This window comes from Halococcus salsus (assembly GCF_009900715.1).
Classification (GTDB): Archaea; Halobacteriota; Halobacteria; order Halobacteriales; family Halococcaceae; genus Halococcus; species Halococcus salsus.
Window position 1 is genome coordinate 638,506 of the sequence record NZ_JAAAJC010000001.1, and the last position, 19,169, is coordinate 657,674.

Annotated in this window: 22 protein-coding genes; 7 read left to right on the forward strand and 15 right to left on the reverse strand. The window is 66.7% G+C overall.

Going from position 1 to position 19,169, the window contains the following annotated elements; translation table 11 throughout:
- The first annotated feature begins 35 nt into the window (after positions 1–35).
- On the forward strand, positions 36–413 hold the full coding sequence (locus GT355_RS03390) for a DUF7532 family protein (protein WP_160133328.1): 378 nt from the start codon (positions 36–38) through the stop codon (positions 411–413).
- A complete protein-coding gene (locus GT355_RS03395; RefSeq protein ID WP_160133329.1) occupies positions 410–1,180 on the forward strand; it encodes a hypothetical protein in 771 nt (256 codons plus the stop codon). Before GT355_RS03390 ends, GT355_RS03395 begins: the two co-directional genes overlap by 4 nt.
- Positions 1,181–1,193: 13 nt before the next feature.
- Here the strand turns inward: GT355_RS03395 and GT355_RS03400 are convergent, their stop codons facing one another.
- Positions 1,194–2,156 (reverse strand): ROK family protein, encoded by a 963-nt coding sequence (locus tag GT355_RS03400; RefSeq protein WP_160133330.1) that lies wholly within the window; start codon positions 2,154–2,156, stop codon positions 1,194–1,196.
- Between the two features lie 124 nt (positions 2,157–2,280).
- Here GT355_RS03400 and GT355_RS03405 point away from each other — a divergent pair, with 124 nt between their 5' ends.
- Complete coding sequence (locus tag GT355_RS03405) at positions 2,281–3,018, forward strand: SDR family NAD(P)-dependent oxidoreductase (RefSeq protein WP_160133331.1); 738 nt, start codon at positions 2,281–2,283, stop codon at positions 3,016–3,018.
- Positions 3,019–3,411: 393 nt separating this feature from the next.
- Here the strand turns inward: GT355_RS03405 and GT355_RS03410 are convergent, their stop codons facing one another.
- The 7 genes from GT355_RS03410 to GT355_RS03440 form a co-directional block, all read right to left on the reverse strand.
- Positions 3,412–3,807, reverse strand: coding sequence for an OsmC family protein (locus GT355_RS03410; RefSeq protein WP_160133332.1), 396 nt, complete (start codon positions 3,805–3,807; stop codon positions 3,412–3,414).
- Positions 3,808–3,915: 108 nt separating this feature from the next.
- The gene (locus GT355_RS03415) at positions 3,916–4,626 is read right to left on the reverse strand and encodes a metal-dependent hydrolase (protein ID WP_120069718.1); all 711 of its coding nucleotides are present in this window, start codon (positions 4,624–4,626) and stop codon (positions 3,916–3,918) included.
- An 81-nt stretch (positions 4,627–4,707) separates the two neighbouring features.
- The gene (locus GT355_RS03420) at positions 4,708–5,451 is read right to left on the reverse strand and encodes a DUF5803 family protein (protein ID WP_160133333.1); all 744 of its coding nucleotides are present in this window, start codon (positions 5,449–5,451) and stop codon (positions 4,708–4,710) included.
- A complete protein-coding gene (locus GT355_RS03425) occupies positions 5,448–6,113 on the reverse strand; it encodes a DUF2110 family protein (RefSeq protein WP_160133334.1) in 666 nt (221 codons plus the stop codon). The genes GT355_RS03420 and GT355_RS03425 overlap by 4 nt, the downstream gene beginning before the upstream one ends.
- Complete coding sequence (locus GT355_RS03430; protein ID WP_120069724.1) at positions 6,113–6,631, reverse strand: transcription factor; 519 nt, start codon at positions 6,629–6,631, stop codon at positions 6,113–6,115. The genes GT355_RS03425 and GT355_RS03430 overlap by 1 nt, the downstream gene beginning before the upstream one ends.
- 39 nt (positions 6,632–6,670) lie before the next feature.
- Positions 6,671–7,219, reverse strand: coding sequence for a tRNA (cytidine(56)-2'-O)-methyltransferase (locus tag GT355_RS03435; RefSeq protein ID WP_160133335.1), 549 nt, complete (start codon positions 7,217–7,219; stop codon positions 6,671–6,673).
- 1 nt (position 7,220) lies between these two features.
- The gene (locus GT355_RS03440) at positions 7,221–7,922 is read right to left on the reverse strand and encodes a DsbA family protein (RefSeq protein WP_338036185.1); all 702 of its coding nucleotides are present in this window, start codon (positions 7,920–7,922) and stop codon (positions 7,221–7,223) included.
- A 102-nt stretch (positions 7,923–8,024) separates the two neighbouring features.
- On the opposite strand from GT355_RS03440, the gene GT355_RS03445 reads away from it, so the two are divergent.
- Positions 8,025–8,954: an NAD-dependent epimerase/dehydratase family protein gene (locus GT355_RS03445; protein ID WP_160133336.1), complete on the forward strand. Its 930-nt coding sequence runs from the start codon at positions 8,025–8,027 to the stop codon at positions 8,952–8,954.
- On the opposite strand, the gene GT355_RS03450 is transcribed toward GT355_RS03445, so the two are convergent.
- From GT355_RS03450 to GT355_RS03465, 4 genes are all read right to left on the reverse strand, one after another.
- Entirely contained in the window at positions 8,951–9,283 is a 333-nt protein-coding gene (locus GT355_RS03450) for a BsuPI-related putative proteinase inhibitor (RefSeq protein ID WP_160133337.1), read from the reverse strand. The genes GT355_RS03445 and GT355_RS03450 overlap by 4 nt on opposite strands.
- Positions 9,284–9,344: 61 nt before the next feature.
- Positions 9,345–9,698 (reverse strand): Zn-ribbon domain-containing OB-fold protein, encoded by a 354-nt coding sequence (locus GT355_RS03455; RefSeq protein WP_160133338.1) that lies wholly within the window; start codon positions 9,696–9,698, stop codon positions 9,345–9,347.
- A complete protein-coding gene (locus tag GT355_RS03460; RefSeq protein ID WP_160133339.1) occupies positions 9,695–10,861 on the reverse strand; it encodes a thiolase domain-containing protein in 1,167 nt (388 codons plus the stop codon). The genes GT355_RS03455 and GT355_RS03460 overlap by 4 nt, the downstream gene beginning before the upstream one ends.
- A gap of 56 nt (positions 10,862–10,917) precedes the next feature.
- Positions 10,918–11,694 (reverse strand): SDR family NAD(P)-dependent oxidoreductase, encoded by a 777-nt coding sequence (locus tag GT355_RS03465; protein ID WP_160133340.1) that lies wholly within the window; start codon positions 11,692–11,694, stop codon positions 10,918–10,920.
- Between the two features lie 85 nt (positions 11,695–11,779).
- On the opposite strand from GT355_RS03465, the gene GT355_RS03470 reads away from it, so the two are divergent.
- Positions 11,780–12,622 (forward strand): SDR family oxidoreductase, encoded by an 843-nt coding sequence (locus GT355_RS03470; protein WP_160133341.1) that lies wholly within the window; start codon positions 11,780–11,782, stop codon positions 12,620–12,622.
- A 50-nt stretch (positions 12,623–12,672) separates the two neighbouring features.
- Positions 12,673–13,308: an SOUL family heme-binding protein gene (locus tag GT355_RS03475; RefSeq protein WP_160133342.1), complete on the forward strand. Its 636-nt coding sequence runs from the start codon at positions 12,673–12,675 to the stop codon at positions 13,306–13,308.
- A 42-nt stretch (positions 13,309–13,350) separates the two neighbouring features.
- Here GT355_RS03475 and GT355_RS03480 read toward each other — a convergent pair whose 3' ends face one another.
- Both GT355_RS03480 and GT355_RS18450 read right to left on the reverse strand, forming a co-directional pair.
- Positions 13,351–15,024 carry an SIR2 family protein gene (locus tag GT355_RS03480; RefSeq protein ID WP_160133343.1) on the reverse strand — a complete coding sequence of 558 codons (1,674 nt, stop codon included), beginning with the start codon at positions 15,022–15,024 and terminating at the stop codon, positions 13,351–13,353.
- A 193-nt stretch (positions 15,025–15,217) separates the two neighbouring features.
- Positions 15,218–15,352, reverse strand: a complete 135-nt coding sequence (locus GT355_RS18450) for a DUF7128 family protein (protein WP_275690146.1) — start codon at positions 15,350–15,352, stop codon at positions 15,218–15,220.
- Between the two features lie 100 nt (positions 15,353–15,452).
- On the opposite strand from GT355_RS18450, the gene GT355_RS03485 reads away from it, so the two are divergent.
- A complete protein-coding gene (locus GT355_RS03485; protein ID WP_160133344.1) occupies positions 15,453–17,597 on the forward strand; it encodes an AAA family ATPase in 2,145 nt (714 codons plus the stop codon).
- 27 nt (positions 17,598–17,624) lie between these two features.
- Here GT355_RS03485 and GT355_RS03490 read toward each other — a convergent pair whose 3' ends face one another.
- On the reverse strand, positions 17,625–19,025 hold the full coding sequence (locus GT355_RS03490; protein ID WP_160133345.1) for an aryl-sulfate sulfotransferase: 1,401 nt from the start codon (positions 19,023–19,025) through the stop codon (positions 17,625–17,627).
- Positions 19,026–19,169 lie beyond the last annotated feature (144 nt).

Sequence of the window (19,169 nt, forward strand, 5' to 3'; positions counted from 1 at the left end):
CGCGGGACTTTCCTTCTCGAAGCCGAACCCGAGGTATGCACTTCGACCAGCGCACCCAGCGCGCGCTCCGCGAGGCCGGGCTCTCGACCGACGAGATCCGCGAGGCCTCGAAGCGCGTCGTCGAGGCCACCGAGGACGATGCCGAGCGATTGGAAACCTTCTTCGCCGACCTCGAAACGGTCTACTCGGACATGGATCAGGCCCACAGCGCCGAGGCGTTCCCCGAACACGAGGTCGAGTACCTCGATCTCTTCACCCACGCCAACGACATCCGGGGCTACCTCCGGTTCTCGACGTGGGGCGTTCCGGTCGAGGGCGGGCGCGTGCTCTCGGAGGACCTGGTCGAGCTCTCGCTCGGCGACACGGTCAACAGTCGAATTCAGTTCGCCGCCTCGCGCGAGGCATTGCAGTGAGTCGGGCCGACGGCGGACGCGACGCGGACCGCCAGTGGGTCCGGATCGAGGAGGAAGTCCCGAGATGGGGACTGGTGAGTCGGCCGTTGACCACCGTCCGGGAACGCGAGTTGGTCGTCGATTCCGAAGGCGACGACGAGGGTTCGGGGACGGCGGACGACCCACTCGCGACGATCCAGGCGGCGTTCAACCGCCTCCCGGTCTTCGTCCAGCACGACGTCACGATCCGCGTTCGGCCGGGAACCTACACGGACGAGGCTCCGGCGATTCACACCGGGCCGCTCGTTCAGAAGGCCCAGTCCACGCTCCGTCTCGTGGGCGACCCGGACGACCCCGAACGCGTCGCGGTCGGGTCGGGGATAAACTCGACCTTCTGGGGAAAACAGTCCCACTACTCGATCCAGGGGCTCGCCTTCGACGGCCTCTCGCAGTTCGCCGGGCCGGTCGACCTCCGGGACTGCGTTTTCCACGGCAACGGCGACGCCGCGATCTCGGGGAAGAACGGCCACGTCTTCGCCAAACGGTGTCGGCTCGGCTCGCCCGACGACCGCTACGCCATTTGGAGCACGCTGATGGAAACATATGGGTTGGTGAACTGTCACCTCGCCGCGAACGAGGCCGCGATACGTGCCAACGGCCCCGGAACCCATCGGCTCTCGGGGAGCTGTTCGGTCGACGCGCCGACCGCGTTCGACGCCGACTCGGGGTCGCTCATCGTCCACGGTGAGAACCTCTACGTCGGCGGGCGACGCTACACACCGGGTTGAGGTGGGTCGGTCGTTACCGGCCGTAGTCCGCGTCGCCCGTGCCGCCGGTGAGCGCGCTGGCGAGCGCGCCCTCGACCACCACGTCGTCGCCGAGCGAGGTGAGTCGGATCTCGGGGACGTTGGTCATCACGAGCTCGTCGAGGCGCTCGCGCATCGGGTCGACGACCTCGGCCTCGTTGTTGAGCGCGACCGCGCCGCCGACCGAGACCACGAGCGGCGCGTAGGCGTGGACGATGTCCGCCATCCCCAGCGCGTTCCAGTCCGCGAGCCGGTCGATGACGTGACTCGCGAACGCGTCGTCGTCGTTCTCGAAGACGTCCACCGCGGTGAACCCCTCGTCCTCGATCGGGAGGGCGGTCTCGGGCCGGCCCTCGTCGTCCCAGAGCAGGCGGGCGTACTCGGGGATGTTGCTGCCCGCGCAGTAGGCCTCCCAGTGGCCCTCCTTCCCGCAGCCGCAGTCCATTCGACCGGTTGGATCGACGGTCATGTGACCCGCCTCGCCGGCGTTGCCGTCCCAGCCGCCGAGGATGTTCCCGTCGACCGCGACGCCCGCACCGATCCCCGAGGAGATCGTGAGGTAGACCATGTCGTCGGGGTTGCGCTCGGCGTGGTAGCGCTCGCCGATGACGCCCGCGGCGACGTCCTTGTGGAGGTAGACCTCGTCGGTGTCGAGGAGGTTCGAGACGGGGCCGCGGAGCGGGACTTCCCCCACGGGAATGTTGGTGGGCTCGACGAGTCCCTCGGTGAGGTCTAGGCGGCCCGCGGCGGCGATACCGACCGCCTCGACGGCCGTGGGGTCGACCCCCGCCGCCGCCGTCGCTTCACGGAGGCTTTCGAGGATCGCTTCGGTGACCGCGAGCCCGTTGGGGCCGCGCGGGGCTTCGCGTCTGTCGGACCCGTCGATGTTCCCGTCCGCATCGGCGACGACCACCCGGAGGTTCGTCCCGCCGAGGTCGACGCCGGCGTAGTTCGCCATAGCTCGATCGTGGCGGCCGGCGACTTAGTTCATCACGGTTCGTCGGCGGGGGTGGCATGTGTTTCGCGTTCGACGGGACGGCCGCGTTCGGGTCACGTATAGCGCTCGGGTGCCGAATGGGGACATGATCGAGCCAGACCTCTCGGGGCGGACGGCGCTGGTGACCGGCAGCGCGAAGGGCGTCGGGCGCGAACTGTTGTTGTCACTGGCCGAACGCGGCGCGTCGGTCGCGGTCCACTACAACACCAGCCCGGACGCGGCCGAGGAGGTGGCGAGCGCGGCGCGCGAGCACGACGTCGAGGCGGTAACGGTGCAGGGCGACGTCACCGACCCCAGCGCCGTCGGCGAGCTGTTCTCGGCGGTCGAGGCCGACCTCGGGAGTGTCGAGATCCTCGTCAACAACGTGGGGGCGTTCGCGCCGACGCACTGGGAGGAGATCGACTTCGAGACCTGGAACCTCGTGCTCGAAACCAACCTCAACGGGACGTACCTCTGCTCGAAACGCGCCCTCCCTGGGATGCGCGAGAACGACTGGGGCCGGATCGTAAACGTGGGCTACGCGAGCGCCGACAGACTCCTCGTCGCGCCGAAGAACTTCCCGTACTTCGTCGCCAAGGCAGGTGTCATAATGTTCACCCGGATGCTCGCCGCCGACACTCAGGACACCGAGATCACCGTGAACGCCATCTCGCCGTACGTGGTCGAGAACTCGGACGTGTTCCCCGAGGACCTGCCGCGGGGCCGCGCGGCATCGTTCGAGGATATGTCCCAGGCGATGTTGGTCTTCCTCGAAGAGGGCAGCGACTACCTGAGCGGGCAGAACCTCGCGGTCGACGGTGGCTGGCGACCCGAACGGATCTGAGCGGGGCGGCGGCCGCCGCTGGCGGTTGCGGCGCGGTCGCGGTGCGGTCGCCGCGGCCCGCGGTGGCGGTTGCGGTTCCTGGTGTCTCGGCGAGCGGGAGCGAGCCGAGGCTCAGGAGAGCGGTGCTCTCCTGGTGGATGAAGGGCGAGCGCCGAAGGCGCGAGGGCTTCGGCGGTGCTGTGCGGTTTGCGGTTGCGGAGGCGGAGTGTGTAGTGGTCGTACCGCGAACGAGCGCGGAGCGCGAGTGAGCGGCCCTTTTTAGTCCACCGGAAGACGCTTCGCGTCTTCCGAGCCGTTCGTTCGCCTTCGGCTCACGAAGACAGGTTTTTGCGAGGAGCGGTAGCCGACCGTAGGGAGGCTACCCGACGAGGAAAAAAGTGGAAGTCTGGGTTTTTAGAACGCGTCGCCTTCGACCGAGATGTCGGCGTGGAGCTCCTCCTTGAGGGCGGAGTGGACGTGGCAGATCTCCTCGCCGGTCTCGACGAGCGTGTCCTCGTCGCCGCTGATGTCGGCCTCGACGCGCATGTCGAACCGGATCGCGGTGAGGTCGTCGTCGTCATCGAGGTCGGCCTCGGCGTCGATCTCGACCTTTCCGAGGTCGTCGTAGTCGTTCTGCTGGGCACCGACGCGGAAGGCCGGAATGTAGCACGAGGCGTAGTCGGCCACGAGCGTCTGGTTCGGCTCCGGGCCCTCCTCTTCGGTCGCGTCGATGGTGAGTTCGAACTCGCCGAGGCGGCTGGTGGTCGAGAACCCTTCTTCGGACGTACTGTTGACGGTGATGTCTGCCATTGCGCTCGCGGGTTGGACTGCCGGCGACGTAAGCCTGTCCCACTCGTCTGCGTGGCGGCCGCGGTCCCACGGTGGACCCGGTCGAGGGTCGGAACGGTCGAGCGCGGGTCAGTCGAGGGTGAACGAGCCGTCGTCGTCGAGGACGTGGACCTCGCTGTCGGCGGCGCGTTCGTCGACCGCGTCGGCGAACTCCTGGGGGTCGGCTTCGAGCGGCGGCATCGTGTCGTAGTGCATCGGGAAGACGTGCGGCGCGTCGAGCCAGTCGGCGGCGATCGAGGCCTGCCAGATCCCCATCGTGAAGTGGTCGCCCATCGGGAGCGCGACCGCGTCGGGCTGGAGGAACGGCGCGATGACGTCGCGCATCTCGGGCATCAAGCCCGTGTCGCCGGCGTGATAGAACGAGGTGCCGGTGCCGTCGGGACCGGGCTGCTCGTCGCTCACGAGGACGCCGGTCGGCATCCCGAGTTCGTACTCGTAGCCCATGTCGATGCCGCTGGTGTGGTCGGCGCGGTGCATCGTGACGTAGGCGTCGTCGCACTCGACGGTCCCGCCGATGTTCATCCCGATCGTCTCGGCGACCCCGAATTCCGCCTCGACGTAGGCCGCGAGCTCGGGGGTGGCGACCACGGTCGCGTCGGCGAACTCGCCGACGTCGGCGATGTGGTCGGCGTGGCCGTGGGTGAGTACGACGTAGTCGGGCTCTTCGATGTCCGCCGGCTCCTTCGAGGTGTGCGGGTTGTCGAAGAACGGGTCGATCAGGAGGCTGGTGTCGCCGACCTCAACGTACCACGTCGAGTGGCCGTGCCAGGTGAGTTCCATTGCAGTCCCCGATACTCGCGCGGCACACTTAGTTGTGCGGCGGGTGTGTGAACAATTCACGCGGTGGATTCCGGCGACCCGTCAGGGGTCGTCCCGGCGGTTCCCGTCGGGACTGGCCTTGCGGCGCTCCGCTTCGAGCCCGCGGATCTGCCGGAGGTAGTAGAGCACACCGACGAGGGCGACGACTACGAGCACCGCCAGCCCGCCCGCGAAGATGTAGAGGTCGCGCTGGAGATAGTACCGGACGGCCACGCTATCGCTCTCGACGTTCTCCCAGTGGATACGGACGTGGCCCGAGGCGGTGCGCTCGGTCTCGTAGTCGCCCGGGTCGACCCGCGCGAGCGGTTCGTAGTCGACCCGCATTCCCTTCGGGATCGTGACCTCGTAGCTCCCGGGGACGAACGTCTCGGTCACGAACTGCTTGCCCTGGGTCGAGGACTTGAACGCGACCCGGCCGTCGCGCGCCGGGAGGTCGATCACCGTTCGCTCCTGTTCGTTGGTCGCGTTGAGTTTCGGCGAGGCCGCCGTCACCACGCTGCCGTTGGGGTACTGAAACTTGAGCGCCGAGATGGCGAGCGGTCGGTCGCGCTGGAGGCTGTCGCGACGCTGGACCACGAATTCCGAGCGGTTATCGACGCGGTAGACCGCCTCGTAGCTCCCGCCGGTGATGTTGATCGAGGCGTTGACGTCCGTGTCCCAGTCGTAGCTCTCGTTCTGGGTGAGCGCGTCCTGATTCGCGGGGCTCGGCCCGAACGCGGACGTACAGCCGGCGAGCGCGACGAACGCGAGGAACAGGACGAATCCGAGCGCTCGCGTTCGGTTCATTCGACGACACAGAGGAGTTCGGCGGGGAGATAGCCCCCGATGCTCGCGAGCAATCCCGGTGGGTCGGTGCCCTCGGCACAGATGATGCTCTGTTCGAGCAGCCCGAGCCGCTCGACGGTGATGATGTCCTGGGCGTGGCCCGCCCGGTTCACCGTCGCGCGGGTTTCCCCACGTGTCGCGCTGTTGACGTTGACCCGACCGGCCCCCCGCGACCACTCGTAGAGCCGGTCGCGCTCGGCGTCGGCCAATCGGTTGGGGTCGCCGTAGACGAACTGCATCGGGAGATGCTGGACCAGCCCGTAGCGCGTCCGGACCTGGTCGGGCGTCCCGGGGCCCAGGCCGAGTTGGTCGCTCGGAATTCGAATCTCCTCGCCCGCGTCGAGCACCAGTCCCTCGTCGTCCCAGCGTTCGAGGGTGCCGGTGTAGACCTCGCCCGCCTCGAACTCGGGGGTGATCGCGCCCCACTCCTCGCGGAGGACGTTCCGGGCGATGGTCTCGTCCTCGCCCGACACCGTGACGCTCGGGAAGTCGTCGTGGCGGAGCCCGACCTCGTACTCGACCGCGAGGTCGCCGACGGCGTTCTCGACCAGCGACCGGAGGCCGTCCAGCGCCCGCTCGCGGGCGTCGCCCTCGACGTAACACTTGGTGGCGAGAACGACCATCAGGCGGGGACGTTGAGTTCGGACCGGAGCCGATCGATGCGGGTGTCCATCCCCTCGATGAGCTGGTCGTTGTCGAGCGATTCGAGTTCGGAGCCACACTGGGGGCACTCGAAGCCGAACTCCATGGCCTCCTCGAACTCGAAGCGGATCGAGTCGGTCTGACAGAGGAAGAACTCGTGGGTCCGCTCGTACTCCCGGCGCTCTTCGAGCGCGTCGAGCAGCCGCTCCATCTCGTCCCGGAGGTTCTCGGGGATCGAGTCGTACTCGAACGTCCAGAGGTAGGTCAGCCAGCCCGAGTCCTCGTCGCGGAGCCGGCGGTAGCTCGCGAGGTCGTTCTCGTAGAGGATGAACAGCGCGCGCCGGACGTCGTTGAGTTCGAGGTCGAGATCCTCGGCGAGCTCCTCGTCGGTGACTTCGCCGTCGGGCGGGGCGGCCGCGACGGGCATCCCCCGCGGACCGACGAGCTCGTGGAGATAGGTCTGCACTACCGGATCAGAAAGGAGGTCCTCGAACGCCATTTGGCCCTATTCGGGTACGGGGGCGGGTAAACCCATCGTTCACTCCCCGTCGTTACCGGGGCTCTCGACACGCTTGCCGCGGGCCTTCGGCACCACTCGGCGCTCGGCGTCCGTCCACTCGCGGTCGAGTTCGCGCCCCTCGAAGAGCCGGTCGAGGAACACCGCGAGCGAGGCCACCTCCGAGTGGGGCTGGTTGGTGACGGCGACGTTGTAGTCGGCGGCCTCGTAGACGTCGAAGGAGACCTTCTCGGCACCCACGACGACGAGCAGCGGCCGATCGCGGTGGGCGCTTCGGATCTCGGCTTCGACCTCCTCCACCGGGAGGCCGTACATCGTGAGGTGGACGACGGGACCCGGGAACTCCTGCAGTAACGGGCGGTAGGCGTCGGTGACCTCGACCTCGAACGGGCCGCCGAAGCGCTCGGTGATGTCGGCGACGGTCTCCCCTGGGCCGGCGGCCTCGCCAGCGAAGACCACCCGGTCGGCACCCAGCGCCCGGGCGGTGAGCCCCACGTGCGAACTCATCCGCTCGTCGCGACCCGGCCGGTGGCCGAGCCGGAGTACGTGGACTTCGGGTTCGCCCTGCATCTCACTGCGCGGCGTCGATCGCCGAACTGATCGCGTCGACGGTCGGGTCCACCGCCGTTCCGTTGACGAACACCGCCGGCGTCCCTTCGATACCCTTCTGCATGCCCTGCTGTTTATCGTTCGTGATGGTCCGCTCGAACCGCCGGTTCGTCGCGGCGCTCCTGATCCGGTCCGCGCCCAGTCCGGTCTCCTCGCCGAGCGACGCGTAGAACTCCGGACCCAACGAACTCTGATTCGCGAACAGCTGGTCGAGGTAGGTCCAAAAGGCTTGGTCGCCGGCGAGCGCTTGGGCGGCCCGGGCGGCGTTCGCGGCCGTGTAGGAGGCGGGGTCGTCGACCGGGATGGGGAAGTCGTGGTGCTCGTAGCGGATGTCGTTCGAGTCGATGTAGTCGCTCTGTATCTCCGGCACGACGTTCTGCACGTACTCCTGACAGTGCGGACAGGCGAAGTCCTCGTAGGCCGCCACGGTCACGCCGGCGTTCGGGTCGCCCTTGACGGGCGCGTCGAGCGGCTGGTTAACCGAGAGACCGCCGCTCGCGTTGTAGTTGGGGAGGTCCGAATCCGCGCTCGCCGAGCCGCCACCCAGGCCGAGACAGCCGGCGAGGGACGTGAGGGCGACCCCGCTCGCGCCGAGCAGCATCCGGCGGCGGGTCGACGTCGATCTGTCCCCCGTTCGGTCCGCCGGCCCGCGGTTCTGGTCCATTGGTTGACCATTACGCCCCGGCGCGCATAAATCCCGCGACCCGCGGCGGATCCGGACCGCAGGGACCGCAAGAGCCATACTCCACGACTCGGCATTCGGGACATGAACCTCACCGACAAACGCGTGCTCATCACGGGCGGGGCGGGTCTCGTCGGTTCCCACCTCGCGGGCCACCTCCTCGACGACAACGAGGTCGTGGTGGCCGACGACTGCTCGAAGGGCGACCGCGAGCGGGTCCCCGACGGGGCCGAGTTCGTCGAGGCCGACATGACCAGCGAGGACGACGTCGCGGCGGCCGTCACCGAGGACCTCGACTGCGTCTTCCACTTCGCGGCCTACACCGACACCAACTACGCGGACCCGCGCCAGCTCTTCGAGGAGAACGGCGCGATGACCTACAACGTCCTCGAACGCATGGACGAGGTCGGCGTCTCGAACATCGCCTTCACCTCCTCTTCGACTGTGTACGGCGAAGCCCCGATGCCGACCCCCGAGGACCACGCACCGCTCGAACCCATCTCGATCTACGGTGCGAGCAAGCTCGCCGACGAGGGCCTGCTCTCGACCTACGCTCACTCCTACGGCTTCACCGTCTGGCTCTATCGCTTCGCGAACATCGTCGGCCCGAACCAGCGCGGCAATGTGGTCCCCGACTTCATCGAAAAGCTCGACGAGAACCCCGACGAACTGGAGATCCTCGGTGACGGCAGACAGGAGAAGTCCTACCTCCACGTCTCGGACTGTGTCGAGGCGGTCTGTCACGTCGTCGAGAGTACCGAAGAACCGATGAACACCTACAACCTCGGGACCGAGACCACGACCTCGGTAACCCGAATCGCGGACATCGTGGCCGACGAGATGGGGGTCGACCCCGAGTACTCCTACACCGGCGGCGACCGCGGCTGGACCGGCGACGTCCCGAAGATGCGGCTCGCGGTCGAGAAGCTCACCGACCTCGGCTACGAACCCGAGCTGTCGAGCGACGAGGCGGTTCGGCGCGGCGCGCGCGAGCTCATCGACGAGATCTGTTAAACCGAGAATTCGGTTCGCGCTTCACACTCCCGATCGTCGGCTTCGAGGGTCGCCACCGCGGTGTAGCTACCCGGCTCCGGTGGCGACCACTCGCCGTCGTAGGTCACCGACTCGCCGGGCGCGAGCTCTTCGGACTGGAGCATCTGGGCGAACATCTTCCCCTCCGACCACCGCCAGCGCTCCTCCTCACCGTCGAGCACGACGAAATCGGCGGTCCGAGCGCTCCGGAACGAGAGCGTCACGGGTTCGTCCCCGTCGTTCTCGACGGTGAAGGCGAACGAGACCCGGTCGGGGTTCGTCCGGAGGTCGAGGCTCCCGGTAAGTGACATGCGCGGACATCGGCGCGCGCTTGCAAAAACGTCGGGGACCGTCGTGGTGGCCCCGCCGAACCTATTCGGCCGTGAAGACCGGCGCGACCTCGTCGTTGGCTTCGAGCACGCCGTCGAGGACCACCCGGTCGCCGATCCCGACCTCACCGGTGAGCCGGCCGGTGACCCGCGCGCCGTCGAGCTGGACGATTCCTACTTGGTAGGGAGCGTCGAACCCCACAGGGGAGACCTCGACCGTGGTCTCGGTGTAGACCTCGCCCGCGGTCGGGAGTTCGGTCATCTCCACGTCCCGACTCCCGCACTCGTTGCAGACCGCGAACGGCGTGCCGTAGACCGTCCCGCAGTCCGGACACCGGACCCCGAGGAGGTCGCCGTCGCGGAGCGCGTCGACCCACTCGGCGTGGCTCAGGCTCATTCGCGGGCCTCCATCACCGTGACGACGGTGGTCGCGGCGTCGCCACCCAGGTTGTGCGCGACGGCGCGTTCGGCCCCGTCGATCTGGCGCTCGCCGGCGTTGTTCCTGAGGTGCTCGGTGAGTTCGACGATCTGGCCCGTCCCGGTCGCGCCGATGGGGTGGCCTTTCGCCTTCAGCCCGCCCGATGGGTTGATCGGCCGGTCACCGTCGATCGCTGTGCGACCCTCGGCGGCGGCGGGCCCGCCCTCGCCGTCCTCGAAGAAGCCGATGGCCTCGCTCGCCATCACCTCGGCCCCCGTGAAGCAGTCGTGGACCTCCGCGAAGTCCATCTCGTCGGCGCTCGTCTCGGCCTGCTCGTAGGCCTGGCTCGCCGCGTCGCGGGCGGCCTGTGTGGCCTGGACGACGGGTTTGGCGCTCAGTGGGACGATGTCGGTCGCGTGGCCGACGCCACCGACGTCGACAGGGTTGTCGAACGAGTCCGCGTTCTCGTCGCTGGTGACGACGACGGCGCTCGCGCCGTCCGAGAACGGACAGCAGTCCATCAGCCGGAACGGGTCGGCGACCACGGGGGAGTCGAGGACGTCCTCCACAGTGATCTCCTTCCCGAAGTGGGCGTTCGGGTTCCGGGTGCCGTTGGCGTGGTTCTTGACCGCGACGTGGGCGAGCTGCTCCTCGGTGGTGCCGTACTCGTGCATGTGGCGCTTGGTGTGGAGCGCGAACACGCCGGGGAACGTGAGTCCTGTCGGCTGTTCGTAGTAGCGGTCCGACGCGGAGGCGAAGATCCGTGTCATCTCGCCGGTGCCGAGACCCGTCTCGGGGGTGCAGCGCTCGACGCCCCCAACCAGAACGGTGTCGTGAACCCCCGCCTCGACCGCCTCGACGGCGTTCTTGAACGCGTTCGAGGAGGTCGCACACGCGTCCTCGAAACGCTGGCAGGGGATCCCCGCGAGCCCGATCTGGGCGGCCACCGCGGGCGCGAGGTGGGTGTCGTTCTCGGTCTGGCCGCCCATCGCGTTGCCGAAGTAGAGGGCGTCGATGTCGTCGGGGCCGACGCCGGCGTCGTCGTACGCACCGAGCGCCGCCGTCGCGAACAGTTCCGTGAGGGTGCGCTCGTGGACGCCGAACGTCGTCATGTCCGCGCCGACGACGCTTGCTCGTGTCATCGACGTTTATCAAGGGTCGGAGACACAAAGACCTGCCGGACCGCCCGAGAACCGTGTCAGTGGGCCGCGTAGCCGCCGTCGACGACGTGGACTTCTCCCGTCGTGTACGAGGCCGCGTCGCCCGCGAGGTAGACCGCCGCGCCGGCGATCTCCTCGGGGTCGGCGAAGCGATCCTGGGGAATATCGCGGAGGAGGTCCTCGTAGATCGACTCGTTTTCGCGTACACCCGCGGTGAACTCGGTCTCGACGTAGCCCGGCGCGAGCGCGTTGACCCGGATCTCGGGGGCCCACTCGACCGCGAGGGTTCGGGTCATCCCGACCATCGCGTGCTTCGAGGCGACGTAGGGTGTCTGGTAGGGCAGGCCGACGACCCCGCCGACGCTCGCGACGTTGACCACCGCCCCGCTCCCGTCGCGCTCGCCGACCCGCCGCCCGAACGCCGCCGCACACCGGAACGCGCCGGTGAGGTTCACCGAGAGGATGTGTTCCCAGGTGTCGATGTCGAGATCCCGTGCGTCGCCGAAGAAGGGGTTGGTGCCGGCGTCGTTCACCAACACGTCGACCGGACCGAGCGCGTCCTCGGCCGCGTCGAACGCCGCCCTCACCTCCTCCTCGACGGTGACGTCCGCCGGACAGGCTATCGCTTCTCCGCCTGCGGATTCGATCCGCTCGACAGTCGCGTCGAGGTCGTCATCCGACCGCGCCAGCGCCGCCACGCTCGCGCCCGCCGCCGCCAGCTCGACCGCTATCGCCTCGCCGATACCGCGGCTGGCTCCCGTCACGAGCGCCACGCGGCCGTCGAGCGAGAAGCGGTCGAGCCCTGGTTCACTCATGCAGCCACCACGCGAGCCGGCGGCATAAATTCGGGCCGTCCGGCGGCCACGGTGGTATTATGTCCACACCACCCGATCACGACCCATGTCGTTTCAGTTACCCGACCTCTCCGGCCGGACGGCGTTCGTGACGGGGACCACGCGCGGCATCGGCAAGCGGATCGCGCTCACGCTGGCCGAGGCGGGCTGTAACGTGGTCTCGACCGGGAAGACCGTCGACGATTCGGACAGCGATCTGGAGGGCACCATCCACGACACCGCCGCGGCGTGCGAGGAGCGCGGTGTCGAGTCACACGCCATCCAGTTGAACCTCCGCAACCCGGACGAAATCGAGGCCGCCGCCAAGGAGGCCATCGAGGTCTTCGACGAGGTCGATGTCGTGATCAACAACGCGAGCGCGATCCAGCTCGCGAACGTCGCGGACCTCCCGGCCAACCGCTTCGACCTCCTGAACGAGGTCAACGTTCGAGGAACGTATCTCACGATTCGGGCATTCTTGCCTCACCTCAAGGAGCACGGCGGCCACGTCCTCACCAATTCGCCCCCAGTCACGATGGACCGCGCGCCGGGGAAGGCGGCCTACGCCTGGTCGAAGCTCGGCATGACCTTCGTGACGCTCTCGGTCGCGGCCGAACTCCAGGGGACTGACGTGGCCGCCAACTGCTTCTGGCCCGTGACGATAATCGACACCCGGGCCTCGCGCTACTTCGGGATGGGGACCGAGGACGACTGGCGAACGCCCGCCATCGCCGCCGACGCGGCGTGTGCACTCCTCGACCGCGATACCGACTTCTCGGGCCACGCGTGCTACGACGAGGCGGTCCTCCGCGAAGCCGGCATCGCCGACTTTTCACCCTATAACGTCACCGACGGCGACCCGCAGCCGCTCTCGGCCCAGCTGTTCGACCCGGACTACGAACGACCCTGACGGTCGGCGTCGGGCGATAGGGATTCATCCCTGGGCCGCCTACGGGTCGCATGAATCGAGCACGACTCGGGCTGGTCGGTGCGGCGGCGGTCGGCGGCGGGCTCGCGCTCTGGAGCGCCTTCGGACTCCTCCGGTCCCGGTCGGCCGAGCAGGTCGAGTACACCGTCGAGCGGACCATCGACGACCGGACCGAGGTCCGGCGGTATCCCGAACTCGTCCGGGCCGAGACCACGGGCTCGTCGGGCCGCGAGGCGTTCCTCAGGCTCTTCGACTACATCCAGGGGGCCAACGAGTCCGGGTCGGACGTCCCGATGACCGCACCGGTCCGCACCGACGACGCGGGCGAGACGGTGTCGATGACCGCCCCCGTCCGAATCGACGATGACGACGAGGATGGCGTCCGGATGGCCTTCTACCTCCCCGCCGAGTACACCCCGAACACCGCGCCGCGACCGGCCCACTCGGCGGTCTCGCTCGTCGTCGAACCTCCGCGGTCGGTGGCGGCGCGGCGCTTCTCGTGGTGGGCGTTCGACTGGCGAACGCGCCGGCAGGAGTCGAAACTCCTCGATAGCCTCGCCGAGACCGACCTGACGCCCGTCGGCGAGCCGTTCAGCTTCGGATACGACGACCCGAGCGTTCCGCCGTTCCTCCGAACGAACGAGGTCGCGGTCGAAGTCGAGTGGTGAACATCGGGGCGTGAGTGGCGACTTGCTCTTGCTGGTCTGTTGTCACCGATATTCAAACAGCGTCAGTAGGTCTCCTACCCGTTCAAGCGACCCGCCAAACATCCCGGCTTGAATCGGACCCCACTCTTCGCCTTCATCCTCAACAGTATCGATGATCTCGGGAGAAGTATAGCGGTAGCCTGGGATCATTCTTGCACTGCCATACAACCTCTCGCTCTGATCTGCCCACAATAGTTCGGATAGCTCATAAAATTCATTGAACTTCTCCCTGTAACTCTGTTCATTTGGGAAAAGCTCGGGCAAGACATCAAAGAGTGTGTCTTCCATTCGGTTTCTAAGCCGGTTATTGCGTCCGCTCAATCGGTCGCTAACAGCTAGTGGGTGAACTTCAGTCATCAGCGGAACCTCAACGGATCTAACAGAATCTTCATTCACACCAGTCGTGACTTCATAGATGAGAGGCCAATTCTCAGATTCTACTGCCGCTACGCCGAGAGCGTATATCAACAATGTCGTGGGATACTTTGCAAGGTCTTCCCACAGGCTGTTCCAGGGGCCGCTGCGGGGAGGCATTGCGGTCGTGAGCTGCTTTGTGGATCGTTGGATAGACTGTGTAGCACTATTTTCGACTTCTGGCTGCCAGTAAGCGCAAGTACTAAAGATGGAAGCTAACGGTTTGATTGCTTCCTCATATGCTGCAAGGCGCTCTTCAACCTCGTTGATACCTTCTTTCGAGAGATTGAATCGATTGGCAGTGATGATCTCTTGAAGATTGTTCGTCTCGTCACGGATGAGATCAGACAGATCGATTTTGTGTTCAGGTCGTGTCAAATATCGTTTGGCACGTTCACGAGCAACTTGCTTTGATAGCGGGGCTCCAGAGTCAGCGTTTTCTAGCGCGTGGACTCGTTCTTTCAGGTCGTAGAAGAATTCATCTGCGCCATCAATCGAGATCATAGAGCCGTTCCGATGTTTGACTAGTTCTTCGGCATTAGTTGACGGACTACTATATGATGCCCAATACATCGAATAGCGACGATTTTCTGCCGACAGAATCAACTCACGCAACGCGGAATCCCAGCTGCCTGACCATCCACATACAACCAGGCCGTACTCGTCAAGAACTTGCTTGATCAAACGCTCTATCGGAGGATCATAGCTCTCCAGTTCATCAGCAGTGTTCTTCAAAATGCTTGCTTTGTAGTCGCCATTGACCTTTAGAACCACTGCATCTTCATGAGCCAGGGGTGCTGCACCCTTTGCATCACCTGGTTTGGAAATTACAGTTGGAGTCACACCTAGGTCTTGAAGAGCAGTCTCAAGCAGCCTATCGAAGTTTGTAGTAATAACAACGTCTATATACTCATTCTTCATCAGCCAAGCGATATTTTGATGTGACTTTGATGGTGTTTTGATTCCCCTCTCGCGCTCTTCATCAGTCGGCTCGAAATAGGACTGCAAGAGTGCTTGGCGATCTTCTTTTGAGGGCGCTAGCTCTTCGAGAAGGTCATTGTACTTTGGTTCGCTGCCGTACTCTTCTCTGTACCATTCGATAGGGTCAGGTTCCGGTTCCTCACCCTCAGCTTTCGCGACTTTCCCAACTAGATCGGAGATGACCTCCCAACCGGTTGGAACCGCCGCTTCTCTAGATATTCCAGATCCAACCAGCAAAGCGTAAACGCCGGGATTATTTCGAACTGAAAACGTCAGCCCCATCCGGTTATCCACCATGTAATCTCACTGACTCAGTGTAGGTGCAATAGAGCAAAGTAAGTACTGCCAACCGTCGTAGATAGTGTCCAACCGGGAGCCCTAGCCAAGACGACAACTATCGTCGCCCGCTGCCCGACTCCCGCCCTCTTTTGAAGGGAAGTATCCGACCCAAGGTAGCTTGACTAGCACCCGCGTGCTATTGCAGGTAGTTCGGGTCCTCGGCGTCACAGCGCTCCTCGTGCTGTCTGGCCTCCTCTTCGTCGTCGAACATCAGGCCGCAGTGTTCGCATTCGTGCCACGCCACCCCGTCGCGCACGGTCTCGACCACCATAGGGGGTGGCTCGGCGGTGCACGAGTATGAGTGTTGCTCCGGCGTGGACCGGCCCGGTAGTGGGAACGCTGAAGGCGGTCGCTCCCCGTCGTTCGGGTATATGTCGGATGGGGACGCCGCCGGCGTCGAACTCAGGGTCGAGGGGGCACAGAAACGCGACGCGGGCCGTGGGGTCGCGCGCCTTCCGGAGCCCGCTCGCCGGGCGCTCTCGGTGCTGAGCGGCGATACGGTCGTAGTTCGGGGGCAGAGCGCCACCGTCGCGAAGGTCTGGCCCGCGAGCGGCGACCTCTCGGGCGAGTCGGTCCGGATCGACGCCGACACCCGTCGGAACGCCGGGGTGAACGTCGGCGACACGGTGAGGGTGTCGCCGATCGCGGTGGCCGACGCCGACCGAGTCACGATCGACGTCCCCGGACGGCTGGACTCGAGCGCGGACCTCTCGGCGCTGGTGAAGCGTGCGCTGCTCGACCGGCCGATACAGGCGGGCGAGCAGCTCCGGATCGAGCGACTCGGGACCGAACCGCTCGGGATCGAGTCCACTACGCCCGACGGCACCGTGCGCGTCACCGGGGACACCACGGTAGCGCTCCGCGGGCGGGCCGAATCGTCCACGAGCGCTGGGGGGTCCGACGCGACGACGACGGCGGACACGACCGCCACCGCGGACGCCGCTGACGCGACCCCGCGGGTGACCTACGAGGACATCGGCGGGCTCGACGACGAACTCGACCAGATCCGGGAGATGATCGAACTCCCGCTCTCCGAACCCGAACTCTTCCACGAACTCGGTATCGACCCGCCGTCGGGGGTGTTGCTCTACGGCCCGCCCGGGACGGGCAAGACCCTCATCGCGCGGGCCGTCGCGGGCGAGGTCGACGCCTACTTCACCACGATCTCCGGGCCCGAAGTCGTCTCGAAGTACAAGGGCGAGTCGGAGGAGAAGCTCCGCGAGGCGTTCGAGACCGCGGAGGCGAACGCACCGTCAGTGGTCTTCATCGACGAGATCGACTCCATCGCGGGAGCGCGTGGCGACGACGCCGACATGGAGACGCGGGTGGTGGCCCAGCTCCTCACGTTGATGGACGGGTTGGAGGACCGCGGGCAGGTCGTCGTGATCGGCGCGACCAACCGGGTCGACGCCATCGACCCCGCACTCCGGCGGGGCGGTCGGTTCGACCGCGAGATCGAGGTCGGCGTGCCCGGCGCGGAGGGCCGGGAGGAGATCCTCGAGGTTCACACCCGCTCGATGCCGCTGGCCGACGACGTCTCGCTCTCCCGGCTTGCGGCCCGGACCCACGGCTTCGTCGGTGCGGACCTCGATTCCCTCTCGGTTGAGGCCGCGATGGCCGCGCTCCGGCGACGCGAGGAGGGCGTCCCGCTGGAGGTCACCCGAGCGGACTTCGACACCGCGATGGCGGCCGTCGACCCCTCCGCGATGCGCGAGTACGTCGCCGAGACGCCGAACACGACTTTCGAGGACGTGGGTGGGCTCGACGGGGCGAAGGCCACCCTCACCGAGGCCGTCGAGTGGCCCCTCTCCTACGAGGCACTGTTCGAGGCCACAGCGACGGATCCACCCGCAGGGGTGCTGCTCTACGGCCCGCCCGGGACCGGGAAGACCCTGCTCGCGCGGGCGCTCGCCGGCGAGAGCGACGTGAACTTCATCTCGGTGGCGGGGCCCGAACTCCTCGGACGCTACGTCGGCCAGTCGGAGGAGGCCATCAGGGACGTCTTCGCCCGTGCCCGCCAGGCCGCCCCCGCGATCGTCTTCTTCGACGAGATCGACGCCATCGCGGGTGGGCGCGGCGAGACCCACGAGGTCACCGAGCGCGTGGTCTCCCAGCTCCTCACGGAGATCGACGGCCTCGCCGAGAACCCGAACCTGATGGTGCTCGCCGCCACCAACCGCAGGGACGCCATCGACCCGGCCCTCCTTCGTCCGGGGCGGATCGAATCCCACGTCGAGGTGCCGGCCCCCGACGAGGCCGCCCGCCGGGCGATCCTCGATGTCCACACCCAGGGCAAACCCCTCGGCGACGTCGACCTCGACGCGCTGGCCGCGGACTCCGTGGGCTACTCCGGCGCGGACATCGAGGCGCTCTGCCGGACCGCGTCGATGGCCGCGATCCGCGAGGTCGCGAGCGAGTACGACCCCGAGGAAGCCACCGCCCACGCCGACGAGATCCTGATCACCGACGAGCACTTCGCCGCCGCCCGCGAGTCGGTGATGCCGACGTTCGAGTAGCGGGAGTCGAACGCACGAACGGCCGTCTCACGACAGCCGATCTCGAACCCGGCCGACCGACCGCCCCACCCGTCGCCGGATCCGATGGCGCTGGTAGACCCCCTCGCCGAGCGCCCAGACGAGCGCGACGAGGAGCCCGACCCCGAGAACCGAGAAGGCCCAGGTCGGAAGCCAGACGGGTTTGAGCCACGGCGCGACGTGTTTCCAGCGCGTCGCGAGCTCGGTGAGTTCGGCGGACACCGGCGTCACGCCGGCCACCCCGCCGACGACGGCCGGCACGGACGGAAGGTCGTTTCCGGGGTGGCTCCCGCCGTGGAGCGTGGCGTTGCCGGTCGCGTTCTGGTCCGTCATCGTCGGCCCGCCGGCCTCGTCGCCTTGGGCCACGCGCTCGGCGTCGTAGGTCGCCCACGGCGCGTGCATCTCCCAGACGACTTGGCCCGAGGGTGTGACCTCGATCACCCGGTTGTTCATCGAGTCGACGACGAGGGTGTTCCCATTGGAAAGCCGGTCGGCGTCGCGCGGCCAGTTGAGGTCGCCCGTGAGCGTCCAGGTCCGCTCCCAGGTGCCGTTGCCCGCCGGGCCGCCGGTCCGTTCGTACTCCACGATCCGGTCGTTCTCGGAGTCGGCCACGAGGATCGTGGGTGTACCGTTCTCGCTCTCGAGGTAGGTGGGGTTGTGCTGTTCGTAGAGGACCGAGTGGTCGCCGTCCGCCCCGAGCCGCATCTCGATCTCCTTCGTCGAGCGGTTGACCGCGATCACCTGGTCCATGTTCCGGACCGAGACCAGGAACTCGCCGTCCCGGATCTCGTCGACGTCGTTGACGTGGGTCCAGTCCTTCGCGTCGATCCCCGGGCCGGCCCCGTCCGGGTAGTGGTTCGCGAACCGCCAGCGCCAGGTCACGTTCTCGGTGGTCCGGTTGTAGACGAAGACGCTGTCGTTGCTGGTCTCGCCGGTGTCGTAGTTGATGCCCGCGACGAGGAGCTCGTCGCCGTTGATCAGGTCGATGTCGTGGACGTCGGGGCTGTCGAACCGCTCGGTCCAGACCCGTTCTTCGGTCTTCGGGTCGAACTCGTAGACGACCGTCTCGTTCTCGACCGGGTTCACGACGAGCAGGTTGCCGTTCGGGAGCGGGTCGACGTCGTAGAACCAGTTCGTGGTGTTCTCGGTCCCGTTGTAGATCCAGCTCACCGCCCCGGATCGGTCGACCGAGACGAGTTGCGCCGGGCGGTTCGACAGCGAGATACCCTGGGTGTGCCAGCCCTGGCTCGATATCACCGTCTCGCTCTCCGGGGTGACGTTCGTGACGCCGGCCCGCAGCGTCGGCTCGTCGTACGTGAGCGTCGCCACGCCGCTGAACGCGACCAGCACGACGAGGACCGCCGACAGCAGCCCCCTGACGAGCCAACGACGTGGTGGAAGGCCGGCCATGCAGACCACTGTCGGGATCGCCGCATAGCCGTTACGGATGCCGACGGGTCGTTTCACCGCCGCTCCTGCCGAAAACAGTCGTCGGATGCGTGTGGTCGCCCGCGGCGCTCCTCCGGTGGGAGATCAATCCCAGAAGGACTGGGT

Coding starts and splice junctions, on each gene's coding strand:
- GT355_RS03390 (WP_160133328.1), top strand. CDS start 36: ATGCACTTCGACCAGCGCACCCAGCGCGCGCTCCGCGAGGCCGGGCTC.
- GT355_RS03400 (WP_160133330.1), bottom strand. CDS start 2,156: ATGGCGAACTACGCCGGCGTCGACCTCGGCGGGACGAACCTCCGGGTG.
- GT355_RS03405 (WP_160133331.1), top strand. CDS start 2,281: ATGATCGAGCCAGACCTCTCGGGGCGGACGGCGCTGGTGACCGGCAGC.
- GT355_RS03410 (WP_160133332.1), bottom strand. CDS start 3,807: ATGGCAGACATCACCGTCAACAGTACGTCCGAAGAAGGGTTCTCGACC.
- GT355_RS03415 (WP_120069718.1), bottom strand. CDS start 4,626: ATGGAACTCACCTGGCACGGCCACTCGACGTGGTACGTTGAGGTCGGC.
- GT355_RS03420 (WP_160133333.1), bottom strand. CDS start 5,451: ATGAACCGAACGCGAGCGCTCGGATTCGTCCTGTTCCTCGCGTTCGTC.
- GT355_RS03425 (WP_160133334.1), bottom strand. CDS start 6,113: ATGGTCGTTCTCGCCACCAAGTGTTACGTCGAGGGCGACGCCCGCGAG.
- GT355_RS03430 (WP_120069724.1), bottom strand. CDS start 6,631: ATGGCGTTCGAGGACCTCCTTTCTGATCCGGTAGTGCAGACCTATCTC.
- GT355_RS03435 (WP_160133335.1), bottom strand. CDS start 7,219: ATGCAGGGCGAACCCGAAGTCCACGTACTCCGGCTCGGCCACCGGCCG.
- GT355_RS03440 (WP_338036185.1), bottom strand. CDS start 7,922: ATGGACCAGAACCGCGGGCCGGCGGACCGAACGGGGGACAGATCGACG.
- GT355_RS03445 (WP_160133336.1), top strand. CDS start 8,025: ATGAACCTCACCGACAAACGCGTGCTCATCACGGGCGGGGCGGGTCTC.
- GT355_RS03450 (WP_160133337.1), bottom strand. CDS start 9,283: ATGTCACTTACCGGGAGCCTCGACCTCCGGACGAACCCCGACCGGGTC.
- GT355_RS03455 (WP_160133338.1), bottom strand. CDS start 9,698: ATGAGCCTGAGCCACGCCGAGTGGGTCGACGCGCTCCGCGACGGCGAC.
- GT355_RS03460 (WP_160133339.1), bottom strand. CDS start 10,861: ATGACACGAGCAAGCGTCGTCGGCGCGGACATGACGACGTTCGGCGTC.
- GT355_RS03465 (WP_160133340.1), bottom strand. CDS start 11,694: ATGAGTGAACCAGGGCTCGACCGCTTCTCGCTCGACGGCCGCGTGGCG.
- GT355_RS03470 (WP_160133341.1), top strand. CDS start 11,780: ATGTCGTTTCAGTTACCCGACCTCTCCGGCCGGACGGCGTTCGTGACG.
- GT355_RS03475 (WP_160133342.1), top strand. CDS start 12,673: ATGAATCGAGCACGACTCGGGCTGGTCGGTGCGGCGGCGGTCGGCGGC.
- GT355_RS03480 (WP_160133343.1), bottom strand. CDS start 15,024: ATGGGGCTGACGTTTTCAGTTCGAAATAATCCCGGCGTTTACGCTTTG.
- GT355_RS18450 (WP_275690146.1), bottom strand. CDS start 15,352: ATGGTGGTCGAGACCGTGCGCGACGGGGTGGCGTGGCACGAATGCGAA.
- GT355_RS03485 (WP_160133344.1), top strand. CDS start 15,453: ATGTCGGATGGGGACGCCGCCGGCGTCGAACTCAGGGTCGAGGGGGCA.
- GT355_RS03490 (WP_160133345.1), bottom strand. CDS start 19,025: ATGGCCGGCCTTCCACCACGTCGTTGGCTCGTCAGGGGGCTGCTGTCG.